At 72.4% G+C, this 14,509-nt stretch carries 15 protein-coding genes and 1 pseudogene; 7 read left to right on the top strand and 9 right to left on the bottom strand.

The genetic code is table 11. The annotated features are described in order from the left end of the window. The first annotated feature begins 65 nt into the window (after positions 1–65). On the top strand, positions 66–1,160 hold the full coding sequence (locus AC07C1_RS27735) for a DUF5925 domain-containing protein (protein ID WP_478943274.1): 1,095 nt from the start codon (positions 66–68) through the stop codon (positions 1,158–1,160). Between the two features lie 15 nt (positions 1,161–1,175). Then, a complete protein-coding gene (locus AC07C1_RS27730) occupies positions 1,176–1,946 on the top strand; it encodes a DUF72 domain-containing protein (protein WP_478943273.1) in 771 nt (256 codons plus the stop codon). A gap of 70 nt (positions 1,947–2,016) precedes the next feature. Here the strand turns inward: AC07C1_RS27730 and AC07C1_RS27725 are convergent, their stop codons facing one another. Further along, complete coding sequence (locus AC07C1_RS27725; protein WP_478943271.1) at positions 2,017–2,412, bottom strand: GntR family transcriptional regulator; 396 nt, start codon at positions 2,410–2,412, stop codon at positions 2,017–2,019. 71 nt (positions 2,413–2,483) lie between these two features. Here AC07C1_RS27725 and AC07C1_RS27720 point away from each other — a divergent pair, with 71 nt between their 5' ends. Both AC07C1_RS27720 and AC07C1_RS27715 read left to right on the top strand, forming a co-directional pair. Then, positions 2,484–3,413: an N-acetyltransferase family protein gene (locus AC07C1_RS27720; protein ID WP_478943269.1), complete on the top strand. Its 930-nt coding sequence runs from the start codon at positions 2,484–2,486 to the stop codon at positions 3,411–3,413. Next, entirely contained in the window at positions 3,394–3,894 is a 501-nt protein-coding gene (locus AC07C1_RS27715; RefSeq protein ID WP_478943267.1) for a ribonuclease FAU-1 family protein, read from the top strand. Before AC07C1_RS27720 ends, AC07C1_RS27715 begins: the two co-directional genes overlap by 20 nt. A 56-nt stretch (positions 3,895–3,950) precedes the next feature. Here the strand turns inward: AC07C1_RS27715 and AC07C1_RS27710 are convergent, their stop codons facing one another. Further along, on the bottom strand, positions 3,951–4,568 hold the full coding sequence (locus AC07C1_RS27710) for a class I SAM-dependent methyltransferase (RefSeq protein ID WP_478943265.1): 618 nt from the start codon (positions 4,566–4,568) through the stop codon (positions 3,951–3,953). Positions 4,569–4,706: 138 nt separating this feature from the next. Between AC07C1_RS27710 and AC07C1_RS27705 the strand changes: the two genes are divergently transcribed. Then, positions 4,707–4,841, top strand: coding sequence for a hypothetical protein (locus tag AC07C1_RS27705; RefSeq protein ID WP_478943264.1), 135 nt, complete (start codon positions 4,707–4,709; stop codon positions 4,839–4,841). A 15-nt stretch (positions 4,842–4,856) separates the two neighbouring features. Here AC07C1_RS27705 and AC07C1_RS27700 read toward each other — a convergent pair whose 3' ends face one another. Further along, the gene (locus AC07C1_RS27700; RefSeq protein ID WP_478943262.1) at positions 4,857–5,315 is read right to left on the bottom strand and encodes a GNAT family N-acetyltransferase; all 459 of its coding nucleotides are present in this window, start codon (positions 5,313–5,315) and stop codon (positions 4,857–4,859) included. A gap of 165 nt (positions 5,316–5,480) precedes the next feature. On the opposite strand from AC07C1_RS27700, the gene AC07C1_RS27695 reads away from it, so the two are divergent. Next, complete coding sequence (locus AC07C1_RS27695; protein ID WP_478943260.1) at positions 5,481–6,524, top strand: lytic polysaccharide monooxygenase auxiliary activity family 9 protein; 1,044 nt, start codon at positions 5,481–5,483, stop codon at positions 6,522–6,524. Positions 6,525–6,574: 50 nt separating this feature from the next. On the opposite strand, the gene AC07C1_RS27690 is transcribed toward AC07C1_RS27695, so the two are convergent. Both AC07C1_RS27690 and AC07C1_RS27685 read right to left on the bottom strand, forming a co-directional pair. Next, positions 6,575–7,435, bottom strand: coding sequence for an esterase/lipase family protein (locus AC07C1_RS27690; RefSeq protein WP_478943258.1), 861 nt, complete (start codon positions 7,433–7,435; stop codon positions 6,575–6,577). A 170-nt stretch (positions 7,436–7,605) separates the two neighbouring features. Beyond that, the gene (locus tag AC07C1_RS27685) at positions 7,606–7,770 is read right to left on the bottom strand and encodes a hypothetical protein (RefSeq protein ID WP_478943256.1); all 165 of its coding nucleotides are present in this window, start codon (positions 7,768–7,770) and stop codon (positions 7,606–7,608) included. An 11-nt stretch (positions 7,771–7,781) separates the two neighbouring features. Between AC07C1_RS27685 and AC07C1_RS27680 the strand changes: the two are divergent. Further along, positions 7,782–7,883: pseudogene (locus AC07C1_RS27680) on the top strand (cupin domain-containing protein); the annotation flags it as partial. Between the two features lie 17 nt (positions 7,884–7,900). On the opposite strand, the gene AC07C1_RS27675 reads toward AC07C1_RS27680, so the two are convergent. From AC07C1_RS27675 to AC07C1_RS27660, 4 genes are all read right to left on the bottom strand, one after another. Next, positions 7,901–8,875 carry a DNA polymerase Y family protein gene (locus AC07C1_RS27675; RefSeq protein ID WP_478943254.1) on the bottom strand — a complete coding sequence of 325 codons (975 nt, stop codon included), beginning with the start codon at positions 8,873–8,875 and terminating at the stop codon, positions 7,901–7,903. Further along, positions 8,872–12,375, bottom strand: a complete 3,504-nt coding sequence (locus AC07C1_RS27670) for a DNA polymerase III subunit alpha (protein ID WP_478943479.1) — start codon at positions 12,373–12,375, stop codon at positions 8,872–8,874. Before AC07C1_RS27670 ends, AC07C1_RS27675 begins: the two co-directional genes overlap by 4 nt. A 214-nt stretch (positions 12,376–12,589) precedes the next feature. Continuing rightward, on the bottom strand, positions 12,590–13,489 hold the full coding sequence (locus AC07C1_RS27665; RefSeq protein ID WP_478943252.1) for a S1 family peptidase: 900 nt from the start codon (positions 13,487–13,489) through the stop codon (positions 12,590–12,592). A gap of 223 nt (positions 13,490–13,712) precedes the next feature. After that, positions 13,713–14,495 carry a DUF1684 domain-containing protein gene (locus AC07C1_RS27660; RefSeq protein ID WP_478943250.1) on the bottom strand — a complete coding sequence of 261 codons (783 nt, stop codon included), beginning with the start codon at positions 14,493–14,495 and terminating at the stop codon, positions 13,713–13,715. Positions 14,496–14,509 lie beyond the last annotated feature (14 nt).

Here is a 14,509-nt window from a genome sequence, read left to right as displayed (position 1 = left end):
GGAACACCCGGAACAAGCGGCGGAAATGCCGTGCGCGGAGCGCCTGCGTGCCGGATCATGGCGGCATGCCTGCGAACCCGCACGACGCACTGCCGATCCGGCTCCACGTCGACGACTCCGACTCGCCGTCCGACGTCGTCGACGCGCTGTTCCTCGGCCGCTTCGCAATGGGCGAGCAGCCGTACTCGCACGCCGTGAACATCGACCGCGTGCGCTCCGGCGCGACCCTGCTGCCGGACGGCGCGCACGTGCTGCGGGTCGCCCGCGACGACGACCGCAGCGCCACCCTCGCCGAGGGTGAGGGCTGGACCCTGCTGGTCTCCCGCTGGAACCGGGGCGCGGACGTCACGGTCACCGCGACCACCGCCGAGCTGGCGAAGCGGGTGCTCGACCTGGCCACGGACGGCGCGGCCGACGAGCCCGAACCGCAGCCCGAGAACGTGACGATGGGCTTCTGGTACGTCTCGCCGAGGCGCGGCCCGCACCGCACCACCCGCCAGATCTCCGCCGGCACCTGGGACGAGATCCGCGCCAACTACACCGCGCCGGTGGCGGACGCGATGGACCGCCTGATGAAGACGACCCCCGAGGACATCGCGGGCCGGCTGCTCCTCCTGCACGGACCGCCCGGCACCGGCAAGACCTCGGCACTGCGCACCCTGGCGCGCTCCTGGCGGGACTGGTGCCAGGTCGACTGCGTGCTCGACCCGGAGCGCCTCTTCTCCGACGTCGGCTATCTGATGGACATCGCGATCGGCGAGGACGACGGCGCCGGCAAGGGCCGCTGGCGGCTGCTGCTGCTGGAGGACTGTGACGAGCTGATCCGCGGTGAGGCCCGGCACACGGCGGGCCAGGCCCTGTCCCGGCTGCTGAACCTCACCGACGGCCTGCTGGGCCAGGGCCGCAACGTCCTGGTGGGCGTCACCACCAACGAGGACCTGGAGCGTCTGCATCCGGCCGTGGTCCGCCCCGGCCGCTGCCTGGCCCGCATCGAGGTGGGCCAGCTGACTCGCCAGGAGGCGGTGAACTGGCTCGGCACCGAGGAGGGCGTCGGCCGGGACGGGGCGACGCTGGCCGAGCTGTACGCGCTGCGCCGGGGCACGACACCGACGTCGGTGCCGGGCGCCCGGGACGGGGCGGACGCGGGCCTGTATCTGTAGTGCTTTGATGGTGCTATGACCTTGTTCGTGGGCACCTCGGGGTGGCAGTACAAGGACTGGCGGGACCTCGTCTACCCGGCCGGGGTCCCGGCACGGTTGTGGCTGGAGGAGTACACACGGCTCTTCGCGACCGTGGAGCTGAACAACGCGTTCTACCGGCTGCCCTCACGGGAGAACTTCGAAGCCTGGCGCGAGCGGGTCCCGCCGGACTTCGTGGTCGCGGTCAAGGCCAGCCGCTACCTCACCCACATCAAGCGCCTGAAGGAACCCGCGGAACCGGTCCACCGCCTGATGACCCACGCGGCGGGCCTCGGCGACCGGCTGGGCCCGGTCCTGCTCCAGCTCCCGCCCACCCTGCGCGCCGACGCGGCCCTGCTGGACACCTGCCTGGCCCGCTTCCCGTCCGGTACGAGGGTCGCGGTCGAGCCACGCCACGACTCCTGGTGGACGCCGGAGGTACGGCAGGTCCTGGAGTCGCGGGGCGCGGCCCTGTGCTGGGCGGACGTCCTGGCCCGCCCGGTCACCCCGCTGTGGCGCACCGCCGGCTGGGGCTACGTCCGCTTCCACCAGGGCCGCGCCCAGCCCTGGCCGCGCTACGGCCGCCGTTCCCTGGAGACCTGGGTCGACCGCATCGCGACGACGTGGCCGGAGGGAGAGGACGTGTACGCGTACTTCAACAACGACCCCGGGGGCGCGGCGGTGCGGGACGCGGTGGTGTTCGCGAGGGCGGCGGGGCGGGCCGGCCTGACGGTGACGCATACGCCGGAGCCCGCCGAACTTCCGTAGCCGTCCTGCCGCCGCGACAGCGCTCGGCCACGGCGGCGCGGGCGCGCGGTGCCGGACGGGCGGTGCGGACTCACCGCGGCCCGGAACCGGACATCCCCTGCTCCCCGTAGGCCGCCCGCAGGGCTTCCCGCACCGCGGCCAGCGCCTCCGGCTCCCCCAGCCCGAGCCGCCGCACCCGCTCGGCGTACGCCTGCGCGGCCGACGACGCCTCACGCTCCGCGGCCGAGCCGGCGGCAGCCACGAAGGTGCCGTTGCGCCCCCGCGTCTCGATCACCCCGTCGCTCTCCAGCGCCCGGTACGCCTTGGCCACCGTGTTCACCGCGAGCCCCAGGGACTCGGCCAGCCCCCGTACGGTCGGCAGCCGGTAGCCCACAGGCAGCGCCCCGGACCGCGCCTGCTCGGAAATCTGCGCCCGCACCTGCTCGTACGGGGGCGCGCTGTCATCGATGCGGATCTTCAGGCTCACGACCCGATTGTCCCGCACCTGCCGGAAAATGAGAGGCACCCCGGGTGTCCCGCCACGTACGGTGCCTCCACATGACAGTGATCGTGCGTGCCCTCCGCCCTGACGTCCCGGCCGACGCCGAGGGTTTCGCCCGGGTCCGCCGCCTCGCTCTGCCGTACATCCTGTTCACCGCGGAATCGGTCCGTCACACGGTCACCCGTACGCACCCCGACGCCCGCTACCGTCCGCTCGTCGCGGAGGAGGACGGCGAGGTGATCGGCACGGCCCAGGTCCATCTCGCCCATGACAGCCCCGATCCGGGGCAGGGCTGCCTGAACGTCTATGTCCGCCCGGACCGGACTCGGCGCGGTGCCGGCCGGCTCCTGGTGGAGGCCGCCGAGGAGTACCTGGCCGCGCAGGGCGCGACGAAGTTGTTCGCGTGGGCGCTCGACGAGCCCGCCAACCGTGCCTTCGCCGAGCGGCGCGGATACGCACAGGGCCGCTCCGGCCACTTCCTCCGTCTCGACCTGATGAACGGCACCCTGCCCCCGCTCCCGGAGGTCCCGCCGGGCGTCGAGCTGCGCACCGCCGCGGGCTTCGCGGACGACCCCCGGCCCCTGTTCGAGCTGGACGCGGAGACGGTGCTGGACGAACCGGGCGATGTCTCCACCGAGTTCACCGACTACGACGCGTGGATCGATCAGACCTGGCGGCACCCGCTGCTGAACCGGGAGCTGACCACGGTGGCCTGCGTCGACGGCCGCCCCGCCGCCTTCACCGTGGCCTACACCGACGGCGGCACCCGCTACGCCACCGCGATGACCGGTACCGCCCGTGCCCACCGCGGCCGCGGCCTGGCCAAGCTCGTCAAGGTCCACGGGCTGCACCGGGCCCGCGCGGCCGGTGTCACCGAGGTCTTCACGGGCAACGACACCGGCAATGACCCCATGATCGCGATCAACACATGGCTCGGATACGAGATCTGCGCCACGGAGGTGCGTTATGTCCGCGAACTCGGCTGAACCGCTTGTCCGGTGGGAGGTCGTCCTGGTCAAGGCGGGCCGTACGAAGATCCGTTACCCGGCCGAACTGCTCCGGGACGACGGCACCCGGGTCACCGTCCGGGCTCCCTGGGCGGGCTCCGGCGTCCGCGACTTCGGCTTCGTGCGCTTCGAACCGGGTGATGTGTTCACCGAGTACTACTGGCGCGACCGCTGGTACTCGGTGAAGGAGGTCCGCGCCGCGGACGGTTCCGTCAAGGGCTGGTACTGCGACATCACCCGCCCCGCGGTCGTCTCCGGGACGGAGCTGGTCGTGGAGGACCTCGACCTGGACCTGTGGCGCTCCGCCGACGGCTCGGACGTACGGCGCCTGGACGAGGACGAGTTCGCCGAGAGCGGGCTGGCGCAGACGGATCCGCAAGCCGCGTCCGCGGCCGTGGCCGCCCTGGACGAACTGGAGTCGCTGGCCCGCGAGGGCGGCTTCGAGGGGTTGCTGACCTGACGCGCTCGGGCGGTGCGGGACCGGACGGCGCGGTCACGCACCGCCCCGGCCCGGATTCACACGGTCGCGACCACCGCGTACCGCTCGTCGTCCACGTCCTTCCCCCACAGCAGCGGGTCGCCGGACAGTCGCTCCACGCGCATGTCCGCCGTGTGCGGCTCCAGCAGGGCGGTGAGCCGGCCGACGGGTATGCCGGCGGGGTGCGCGCCCCAGACGCCCTCGACCAGAACGAAACGGCCTCCGGGGCGCAGCAGGTCCCACCAGTGCCGCAGCGCTCCGGCGGGATCCGGCAGCGCCCACAGCACATGCCGTACGAGGACCACGTCGAAGCGCCGCTCCCCCACCGGCGGGGCCGCGGCGTCCCCGCACAGCACCACCGCGTCGCGCCCGGCGAGCTTGGCGCGGGCGCGCTCGACCATCGCCGGGGAGAGGTCCACGCCCGTCACCCGGTGTCCCTGTTCCGCCGCGAGGAGCGACAGGCTGCCGGTGCCGCAGCCCAGGTCGAGGAGATCGGCGGGGCGCTCCGGCAGCCAGGTCCGGAGCCTGGCCGCCCAGGCCGCGCGGACCTCGGGAGCACGCAGGCCGTGGTCCGGCTCGTCGTCGAAGGTGGCGGCCCGTGCATCCCAGTGCACGGACGGGGCGACCGCGACCACACGCTCACTTTCGCTCGTCATGCCCAGACAGTGACACACGCCACTGACAGCGCGGACGTGACAGCCACCACTGACAGCCCGGCAGCGATGAGGAAGTCTCCCCAAAAGCGTCTATCTCCGTGACAACACGGAACTCGATAGGCGCTGAAGGAGGCACCTATGCGCCGCACGACCGTGCAGAAGCCCCTGAAGAGGACGGACACCCGCCGGCTCCGCGAAGAGGCGGAGGAGCGCCCCTCGGGGCGTCCGGAGGTGCGCAAGGACATCGCACGCACCTGGTGGCCCGAGGGCTGACGCCGTCGCGACCCGTCAGTCCAGCCGTTTTCGGTAGTGGATCCGGTCGTAGGGGCCGTCGGTCCTGCGTTCCACGACCTCGTACCCGTACTTCGGATAGATCTTCTGGTTCTCCCACATCATCGCGTTCGTGTAGAGCCTGATCTCGCCGAGGCCCAGCTCACGCGCGCGTGCCTCGACGAAGTGCAGCAGTCGCCGCCCGACGCCCGTGCCGTGGGCGTCGGGGTGGACGGCGATGCTGTCCAGGAAGAGGTGGTCGGCGAACGCCTCGATCACCACCAGCCCGAGAACCGGGTCTCCGGTGACGAACACCCTGCCGGCGGCCACGTTCGCCGCGTGGTCCGCCTCCATGGGCTGTGGCACCACGCCGATGCGCTCGATGTAGGGGCGGTAGGCCTCGTCCGTCACCGCCCGTACAGCCGGTACGTCTGCGGCGACGGCCGCCCGGACGCACTCAGGGTCCTTGTCGGTCATGCCGCGCACGCTATCTACCTGAGCGCAGCCTGAGCACCCCCTTAACGGCACCATAAGGATCTCCTCCCCCCGTCTCCAGCAGGCGATTTCCCGGTTTCCCGGGGCTAGCTTCTGATCAACCCACGGGATCCAGTCCACCCCGCGGACCGTTCGGAGGAGTTCCGCATGCCCGCTCGCGCCCGCCGCAAGGCCGCCGCCGTCCTCGGCCTGACGCCACTCGCCCTGACCGCGCTCGCCACCGCGCCCGCGTCCGCGCACGGCTCGATGGGCGACCCGGTCAGCCGTGTCTCGCAGTGCTACGCGGAGGGACCGGAGAGCCCCGGCTCGGCCGCGTGCAAGGCGGCCGTGGCCGCCGGCGGCACACAGGCGCTCTACGACTGGAACGGCATCCGGATCGGTGACGCGAACGGACGGCATCAGCGGCTGATCCCGGACGGCAAGCTGTGCAGCGCCGGCAACGAGGAGTTCAAGGGCCTCGACCTGGCCCGCGCCGACTGGCCGGCGACGACCGTGCGCAACGGGTCGTACACCTTCAAGTACCGGGTGACCGCCCCGCACAAGGGCACGTTCAAGGTCTATGTCACCACGTCCGGTTATGACCCGGCGAAGCCGCTGGCCTGGTCCGACCTGGATCTGGAGCACCCGGTGGCGACGGTCACCGACCCGGTCCCCTCGGGTGGCTTCTACACCTTCTCCGGCTCGCTTCCCGAGCGGTCCGGGCGGCAGTTGCTGTACGCGATCTGGCAGCGCTCGGACAGCCCGGAGGCGTTCTACTCCTGCTCGGACGTGGACTTCGGCGGCGACAGCCACAGCAGCGGCAGCGGCAGCGGCAGCGGCAGCGGCAGCGGCAGCGGCAGCGGCAGCGGCAAGGCGGAGAGCACCGGCAGCACCGGGAACACCGTGACCAGCGGAACCACCCCGGCACCGGCCGCCTCCGCGCCGTCCGACGAGCAGATCGCGGCCGGTGCCGACAAGTCGACGATCGAGCACCACGGTCACGGCGACGACGACGCGAGCACCTCGGCGGAACCCGCCGCCCCGGCGAACCGGCCGAAGGCCGCCGGGACCTCGGAGAACCTCGCCGAGACCGGCGCGTCCGCCGGCACCTCGTACCTCGCGGTCGGTGGTGCGGCGGCGCTGGCCCTCGGTTCCGCGGCGCTGTTCCTGTCGGTGCGCCGGCGCGCGACGGCCGGCGGCCACCGCCGGTGAGGGTTCCGGGGCCTGTCCGGCGGCTCAGGCCGGACAGGCCCCGGCGGCGGTCAGCTGAAGGCCGACGCGCAGGTGGTGGCGGTGGCGTGGGCCGGGTCGAGCGCGTTGGCCACCTCGTGGAAGGCGATCCGGTCGAACAGGCCGATCGCCACGTGTTCGGAGAGGTCGAGCCGGCACAGGTCCTGCAGCAGGACGTTGCGGACGTCCGAGCCGCTCAGGTACTGGCTGCGCCAGGGGGTAGCCACCTCGTCGAACTTGGTGGCGAGGACGGTGTAGTGCACTCCGGGGACGGTGTCGCCGCCCGCGTTCAGCTTGGTGAGGAACGCGGAGCCGGTGATCTGGTCGGCGAGGCCGGGGGTGGAGGCCTTGATCAGGGCCTCGGCGCCGGGGAAGTACGGCAGCAGGTGGGTGAGGCCGTCCAGGTCGGTGCCGTGGTTGTCGGGGGCGATGCCGACGAGGGCGTTCACCTTGTCCGCTCCGCCGAGGAACTTCAGGTAGTAGCGGGGCATCATGCCGCCCTGGGAGTGTCCGACCAGGTCGGCCTTGGCGGCTCCGGTGGCGGCGAGCACCGTGTCGACGTAGGCGGACAGCTGCCCGGCCGACTTGTCGATGGGACCGAGGCCGTGAAAGAGCGGAACGCCGGTGAGCTGGCCGTAGTCGAGGGAGTAGACGCAGTACCCGCGGTCCTTGAGATAGGGGGCGAGGGACAGCCAGTTGTCGACGGAGTTGCCCAGGGTGCCGTGGACCAGGACGACAGGGCGGGGATGGGCGGCGGAGGGCTTGCAGGAGAAGTCGTTCCAGCCACTGCTCGGGGCACTGGACGCCTCGGCGGTGGCGGCGGGTACAGTGGCGACGGCGGCGGTCAGGAGCAGCGCGGCGAGGGGTCTGAGCACTCGCTTCCAGGGCAGCATCGGGTGATCTCCTTGCGGCTCAAGGGAGGTGCGACGGCCTTACCCTGTGATCCGGATCACGAGGATGCTGTTCACTCGTCAAGTTACGGGCGAGTAGTGCAAGTGTGAAGTTACGCGTCAGTAAAAACTTCCAGTGATAACCAGCGCATCACCGGAACGTTGACGGATCGTCACCAAGCAGGCGTGATCGGACCATAGGGGGCGATCCGCGCCAAACGGTCCCGCAACACGCGCACTTCACCCTCGCCCAGCAGTTCGGTCCATCGCCCCACCACGTCGGCCGCCGACTCCTCCGCCGCCCGGGTGCGCGTCGTCCGCTCCTCGGCAGCCGTCACCCACGAGATCCAATCCCACCGGCCACACCGCGATCTCCCGGGTCACCACCTCCGTCGGCCTGGAGGCACGACTCGCCGACGGCACGCGCATCACTCCGCCGTGGGCCAACTGACGTACGACGGGCCTGGGTCACGCCGCCAGGGCCCCCGGCATCACCGCCCGTGGCCCGAACTTCGCCCGCGCGCGGTCCGCGACCTCCTCGATGCGGCGGGCCTTCTCGTCCACGGGGTCGAAGGTGAGCTGGTAGGAGGCCTGACCGGCGGGGGTCAGACCCTCGGCGCGCAGGGCGAGCGCGCGGACCCGGGCGCGCTGCAGCCCGAGCGCCTCGTACATGCCGTAGGCCGCCCTGGCCAGGGCCGCCGAGTGGGCGGTCGGCTCCTTCAGGGTGCGGCTGCGGGTGGTCGAGGAGCGGTCGGCGTAGCGCACGGTGAGGGTCAGGGTGCGGCAGACCTTCTCCACCGCGCGCAGCCGGGCGCCGATCTCCTCGGCGGCCGACAGCAGCGCACCGCGGTGCCGGTCCGGGTCCAACTGGTCGATCTCGAAGGATCGTTCGGTGACCAGCGAACGTGAGACGGCGTTCGGGACGACCCGGCCCCGGTCGACACCGCTCGCCTTCTCGCGCAGCTCCCGGCCCGCCTTCGCACCGATCAGCCGCTGGAGCGTGGACAGCGGCGCGGCGGCGACCAGGCCCAGGGTGTCCAGGCCGTACTCGCACAGCGTGCGGGTGGTCGCCGTGCCGACGCCCGGCAGCGCGGACACCGGCCGCTCCGCGAGGAACTCCGCGATGCCGTCCGGATCCCCGGGCACCGCGCGGGTCACCCCGGGCCGGGCGTCGCGCAGCGCCACCCGGGCCAGCATCGGGCCCGGACCGGCGCCGATCACACAGTCGACGCCGTACCGGGCGAGGGCCCGGACCCGGATCACCGAGGCCAGCTCCACGGCGGTGCGCCCGAAGTACCGTTCGGCGCCCCGGAGATCGGCCAGCGCCGCGTCGGGTGGCAGCGCCTCGACGACCGGCGTGAACTCCTCCAGCAGGTTGAGCAGCCCCGGCAGGGCCGTCTCGTACATCGGCGGCAGCTGGAAACGTACGCAGAGGATGGTCATCCCGCACTCCCCGGACTCTGGTGCCACAACTTCCTTCCCACCGCGGGCCCCTCGCCCGCGGGGCGCAGATCCGCCCAGGGATGCATCTCGTACCCCGTGGGCATGCGGATCGTCCGGCTCTCCATCGGGTCGCGGGCCGCGGAGCCGGCCGGCGGGGGCAGCCCGTCGGACCCGGCGAGCCGGGCCCGGGACGGACCGCCGTCGTCCCCCGCCGCGGATCCGTCCCCGGCCGTGCCGGACGGTTCGGCCAGCCGGGCCGCGACCCCGTCGAGTCCCTCCTCGCGGCGCACGTCCACCAGGTCGGCGAGGTTCCAGGCGGCGGAGCCCACCACGCTCAGGCTGCGCGGGCCGCGCCGCTGCACCACCCCGCGCACCAGCAGCAGCCAGGAGTGGAAGACGGTGTGCGCGCAGGTGTCGTGGGAGTCGTCGAAGAAGGCGAGGTCGACCAGGCCCGTGCCGTCGTCGAGCGTGGAGAAGATGACCCGCTTGCCGGACCGGATCGGCGGGGTCTGGGTGGCCGCCTTGGCACCCGCGACCAGCACGGTCTCGCCGTGCCGGGCCTCGCGCAGCCGACGCGCCGAGACCACGCCCAGCTCCTTCAGGAACTCCCGGTGGTCGTCCATCAGATTGCGCGAGGCGTCCATGGACAGCACGCCCAGCTCGGCACTGAGCCGTTCCGCCGGCGACAGGTCCGGCAGACCGGCCGGTGCCGTCTTCCGGCCTCCCGCCAGCGGGAGTTGGCCACCGCCGCCGCCCCGGGCACCCCGGTGCAGCTCGGTCAGGTGCAGTTGCAGATCCCGGCGGTTGGCGCCGAAGGCGTCCAGCGCGCCCACCTGCGCGAGCCGCCCGGCGAGCGGCCGGCTCGGCCGGGCCCGCTCCCAGAAGTCCAGCAGGGAGGAGTACGGCTGGCCGTCCTCGATCCGCTTCGCCTCCGCCTCGTTGATGCCGTGCACGTCGGAGAGGGCGAGCCGCAACCCCCACACCACAGGCGATTCAGACACCAGTTCGATCCTGTGTGCGACTCCCGAGACATTGACGTCCAACGGCAGGATCGGCACCCCGCGCCGCCGCGCGTCCGCCAGCAGCAGCCGTTTCGGGTACATCCCGGGGTCGTGGGTGAGCAGCCCGGCGTAGAAGGCGGCGGGGTGATGGGCCTTCAGCCATGCCGACTGGTACGTCGGCACCGCGAAGGCGACCGCATGCGCCTTGCAGAAGCCGTACGACCCGAAGGCCTCGACGATCTCCCAGGTCCGCTGGATCGTCTCCGCGGTGTAGCCCCTGGCCGCCGCGTGCTGTGCGAACCACACCTTGATCCGCGCCTGCGACTCCGGATCGGACAGCCCGCGCCGGACCCGGTCGGCCTCGCCGCGACCGCAGCCGGTCATGATGGCGACGATGTCGATGACCTGCTCGTGGAAGACGACGACCCCGTACGTCCCCTTCAGCGGCTCCTCCAGGTCCGGGTGCGGATAGCGCACCGGCGCCCGCCCGTGCCGCGCCTCGATGAACGGCCGCACCATGTCGGCGGCGACCGGCCCGGGCCGGAAGAGGGAGATGTCGACGACCAGGTCGTGGAAGCCGGCCGGCTGCAGGCGTCCCACCAGGTCCCGCTGGCCCGGCGACTCGATCTGGAAGCAGCCCAGGGTCTCGGTGGACCGGATGAGCCCGTACGTCGCCGGATCACCCGGCGGCACCGCGTCCAGCTCGATCCGCTCCCCCGCCACCCGCTCCACCTCGGCGACCGCGTGCGCCATCGCCGACTGCATCCGCACGCCCAGCACGTCCAGCTTGAGCAGTCCGAGATCCTCCACGTCCTCCTTGTCGAACTGCGACATCGGCAGCCCCTCCCCGCTGGTCGGCACCACCGGCGTACGGGCGAGCAGGGAGACGTCGGAGAGCAGCACCCCGCACGGATGCATGGCGACTCCGCGCGGCAGGGCGTCGAGCGCCTCGACCAGCTCCCACAACCCGCCGAACCGCGCCTTCTCCCCCGCCAGTCGCTTCAGCTCGGGCAGCTCCGCCAGCGCCGCGCGGGCGTCCCGCGCCCGGATGTGCGGAAAGGACTTGGCGACCCGGTCGATCTCGGCCGGGTCCATGGACAGGGCGGCGCCCACGTCCCGGATCGCGTGCCGGACCCGGTAGGTCTCCGGCATCGAGACGGTGGCGACCCGTTCCCCGCCGAACCGGCCGATGATCGCCCGGTACACCTCGAGCCGGCGCGCGGACTCCACGTCGATGTCGATATCGGGCAGCACCACACGCTCCTTGGACAGGAAGCGCTCCATCAGCAGCCCGTGCTCGACCGGATCGGCATGCGCGATACCGAGAAGGTGGTTGACGAGCGATCCGGCACCGGAACCACGCGCGGCCACCCGGATCCCCATCTCCCGTACGTCGTCCACCACCTGAGCGACCGTCAGGAAGTACGAGGCGAAGCCGTGGTGGGCGATGATGTCCAGCTCGTGGTGCATCCGCTCCCAGTACGCGCGCCTGCCGCCGTAGCCGAGCCGCACCATCCCCGCCGCCGCCCGTGAGGCGAGTGCCCGCTGGGCGGTGCGCCGGCCGGCGCCGACAAGATGCGGCTCGGGGAAGTGGACGGTGCCGATGCCGAGGTCGTCCTCGGGGTCGACCCGGCACTCGGCGGCGGTGGCCCGGGTCTGCTCCAGCAGCCGGTGGGCGGTGTCGCGCCGGTAGCCGGCCGCCTCCACCACCCGCTCGGCGACCTGGAGCATGGTCTGCGCGTCCTTCAGCCAGGCCTCACCGGAGTCCAGCTCCCCGCGCGGGTCGATCGGGACCAGGCGCCGCGCGGCGTCCAGCACGTCGGCGACCGGTCCCTGACCGGGATCGGCGTACCGGACGGCGTTGCTCAGCACGGGCCGCACCCCGTGTTCGGCGGCGAAGCCGACGGTACGGGCGGCGAGCCGCAGGGAACCGGCCCCCGTACCCGTACGGCCGTGCCAGACGGCCTCCAGCCGCAGGGCGTCGCCGTAGACCTCGCGCCACGGGCCGAGCAGCGTCGCGGCCCGGTCGGGGCGACCCGCGGCGAGCGCGCGGCCCACGTCGGAGCCGGGGCCGAGCAGCACGAGCAGGCCATCACCGTGGTGGCCGGACCAGGGCAGCAGCGGTGTGCCCTCACCCGCGTGCGCGGCCGTGACGATCCGGCACAGGCCGGCCCACCCCCGCGCACCGTCCCGGGCGAGGAAGGTCACCCGGGGAGCCGACTCGTCGACGAAGGCGCCACCCCGCACCGGGGTACGGCGCCTCTCCCGCCGTACGGCCTGCGCCGTCTCCACCGCCAGGTCCACCCCGAACAGCGGGCGGACGCCCACCTTGGCGCAGGCCTTGGCGAAGCGGACCGTACCGGCGAGGGTGTCGCGGTCGGTGAGGGCGAGGGCGTCCATGCCCCGCTCCGAGGCGCGCTCGGCCAGCCGCTCCGGGTGGGAGGCCCCGTACCTCAGGGAGAACCCGGAGACGGTGTGCAGATGCGCGAAGCCCGGCACACGCACCTCCCGCACTCGTGAGTCCCGAACGGCTCTCGAACATCAGTTCCCAACTTCCTCACCCCACCATACCTCCATTCTCGAACATGTGTACGACAACCCTTCGGCCGCGTCCCACCTGCGCAAACGTGTGGCGCCCGGCCTCTCCGGCCGGCCAAAAGCCCCCGCACGCGACGTGGCGTGCGGGGGCTCGGCGGAGCCGGGAGCGGACCCGTCAGGGAAGCGTGACCCCGTAGTAGCTCAGCGCCTCGGTCACCGGCTGGAAGAAGGTCGTCCCGCCGGAGCTGCAGTCGCCACTGCCGCCCGAGGTCAGGCCGTAGGCCACGCTGCCCGCGTAGAGCGGACCGCCGCTGTCGCCGCCCTCGGCGCAGACCGTGGTCTGGATCAGGCCGGAGACGACGTCACCGCCGCCGTAGTTGACCGTGGCGTTGAGCGCGGTGACCCGGCCGCTGTGGGTGCCGGTGGTCGAACCGCGCCGGTAGACGGTCGTGCCCACGGACGGGGTGGCCGCGCTGCTGATGGTCTGACTGCCCACCGCGCTCGGGTGCGCGATGGAGGAGTTGGTGTAGCGCACCAGTGCGAAGTCGTTGCCCGGGAAGCTGTAGCCGACGTTCGTGCCCAGCACGGTGGAGTGGCTGGAGTTGCTGTACCAGGTGGAGGCGACCTCGCCGCAGTGGCCGGCGGTGAGGAAGTAGTACGTGCTGCCGCTGTGCACGTTGAAGCCGAGCGAGCAGCGGTAGGAGCCGCCGTAGATGGCGTCGCCACCGGTGATCAGCTTGTTGAACTTGCCGGGGGTGTGCTTGATGGTGAGCGCGTCCGCGCCGGCGCCGGCCTGCTTCTTGATCTTGGCGATCTCGGCCGGGGAGACGGTGCTGTCCACGGTGACGACGACACGGCCGGTCTTGCTGTCCACCGCCCAGGCCGTGCCGGCGATGTCGGCCTTGAGGACGGAGTCGCTCGCCTTGGTGAGCTGGGTGGCGCTGAACGTGTGGGTGCCGTCGGCGTTCGCGGTGGGGGCGGCGAACGCCGCTGCGGCCAGGAAGCCGGTCGCCACGGCGATCAGCCGGGTCCGTCTGGCGGTGCCGCTGCGGGGAGTGGTGCGCTTGATCCTCACGTTTCGTTCCCTCCAAGGGAAGTCGGGGGCCCGCGTGGGGTCGGGGCCCGTGAGGCGCAGCCAGGGGGACGGCCGGATTCCGAACAGGCATGCCCCTGACAAGCGCTGGGGGGAGTATTCGGCCGACGGCCGGTCGGCACAAGGGTGCCTTTCGGCCGTCGGACTTTGAACTACTTCCGCGCGCCCCGTCGCACACCGGCTCCCGCGCAGCGGTCCCCTGACGTCAGATCAGCGCACGTTCCCCCGCCTCGATCGCCACGTCCAGCGTGTTGCCGGGCGGCGGGAAGGGGCAGATGAAGTGGTCGGCGAAGGCGCACGGCGGGAGCTGGGCGCGGTTGAAGTCGACGGTGGTACGGCCCTCGGCGTCCGGTGCCCCCGGGTGCAGGAAGCGGAACCGGAAGCTGGTGTCACCGCTGGTGGTGTCGGCGAACACCGCCCACAGCGGCCCCTCGCCCTGCCGCGCCACCCGCAGCGTCCGTTCCTGTCCGGCCAGGGTGAAGGCGAGTTCGCCGGCGAGGGCGAGCCCGCGTTCGCGGCCGTCCGCGTTGCCGACCCGGACGGTGCGCGGGTCGTCGTACGGCGTGAAGCGCCCCGGCACCGACCAGCGAGACTCGTACGGGGTGGCCTCGATGCCCCGGAAGGCACGGCGGGCCGCGGATCCGGGGTCGTAGGCCCGTACGCCCCAGACGCCCTCGCGAACCAATACGGCCAGCCGCTTTCCGCCGAGCGCGACACGGGAGCCGGCCTCCGGTCCGCGGTCGGCGGCGAGGTGGATCTCGCCGGTGAAGGGCCGGCCGTCCACGGTCAGGCCGTCGGACTCGGCGGCGGTGAGCACAACGCCCTCATCATCCGCCACCCAGATCCCGGGAATGTCCGGAAGTCGCCCCTCCGGATAGTCCTCGACCCAGTGCGTGGCGGTCAGCGCGAGCGGACCGTAGGGCGCCGAGACCATCTCCACGCGCTGCTCGTGCCACTGCTTCCACGCGTCGGCGGCGTCCGTCGTCATGCCATCGTTTCCTT

Source organism: Streptomyces sp. NPDC045022 (assembly GCF_056432605.1).
The sequence above is the reverse complement of the archived record's forward strand: the minus strand, read 5'-3'. Positions and strand labels throughout refer to the sequence as shown.

What these genes read in the sequence shown, in the direction of transcription:
- AC07C1_RS27735 (WP_478943274.1), top strand. Translation starts at nt 66, where the DNA reads ATGCCTGCGAACCCGCACGACGCACTGCCGATCCGGCTCCACGTCGAC.
- AC07C1_RS27730 (WP_478943273.1), top strand. Translation starts at nt 1,176, where the DNA reads ATGACCTTGTTCGTGGGCACCTCGGGGTGGCAGTACAAGGACTGGCGG.
- AC07C1_RS27720 (WP_478943269.1), top strand. Translation starts at nt 2,484, where the DNA reads ATGACAGTGATCGTGCGTGCCCTCCGCCCTGACGTCCCGGCCGACGCC.
- AC07C1_RS27715 (WP_478943267.1), top strand. Translation starts at nt 3,394, where the DNA reads ATGTCCGCGAACTCGGCTGAACCGCTTGTCCGGTGGGAGGTCGTCCTG.
- AC07C1_RS27710 (WP_478943265.1), bottom strand. Translation starts at nt 4,568, where the DNA reads ATGACGAGCGAAAGTGAGCGTGTGGTCGCGGTCGCCCCGTCCGTGCAC.
- AC07C1_RS27705 (WP_478943264.1), top strand. Translation starts at nt 4,707, where the DNA reads ATGCGCCGCACGACCGTGCAGAAGCCCCTGAAGAGGACGGACACCCGC.
- AC07C1_RS27700 (WP_478943262.1), bottom strand. Translation starts at nt 5,315, where the DNA reads ATGACCGACAAGGACCCTGAGTGCGTCCGGGCGGCCGTCGCCGCAGAC.
- AC07C1_RS27695 (WP_478943260.1), top strand. Translation starts at nt 5,481, where the DNA reads ATGCCCGCTCGCGCCCGCCGCAAGGCCGCCGCCGTCCTCGGCCTGACG.
- AC07C1_RS27690 (WP_478943258.1), bottom strand. Translation starts at nt 7,435, where the DNA reads ATGCTGCCCTGGAAGCGAGTGCTCAGACCCCTCGCCGCGCTGCTCCTG.
- AC07C1_RS27675 (WP_478943254.1), bottom strand. Translation starts at nt 8,875, where the DNA reads ATGACCATCCTCTGCGTACGTTTCCAGCTGCCGCCGATGTACGAGACG.
- AC07C1_RS27660 (WP_478943250.1), bottom strand. Translation starts at nt 14,495, where the DNA reads ATGACGACGGACGCCGCCGACGCGTGGAAGCAGTGGCACGAGCAGCGC.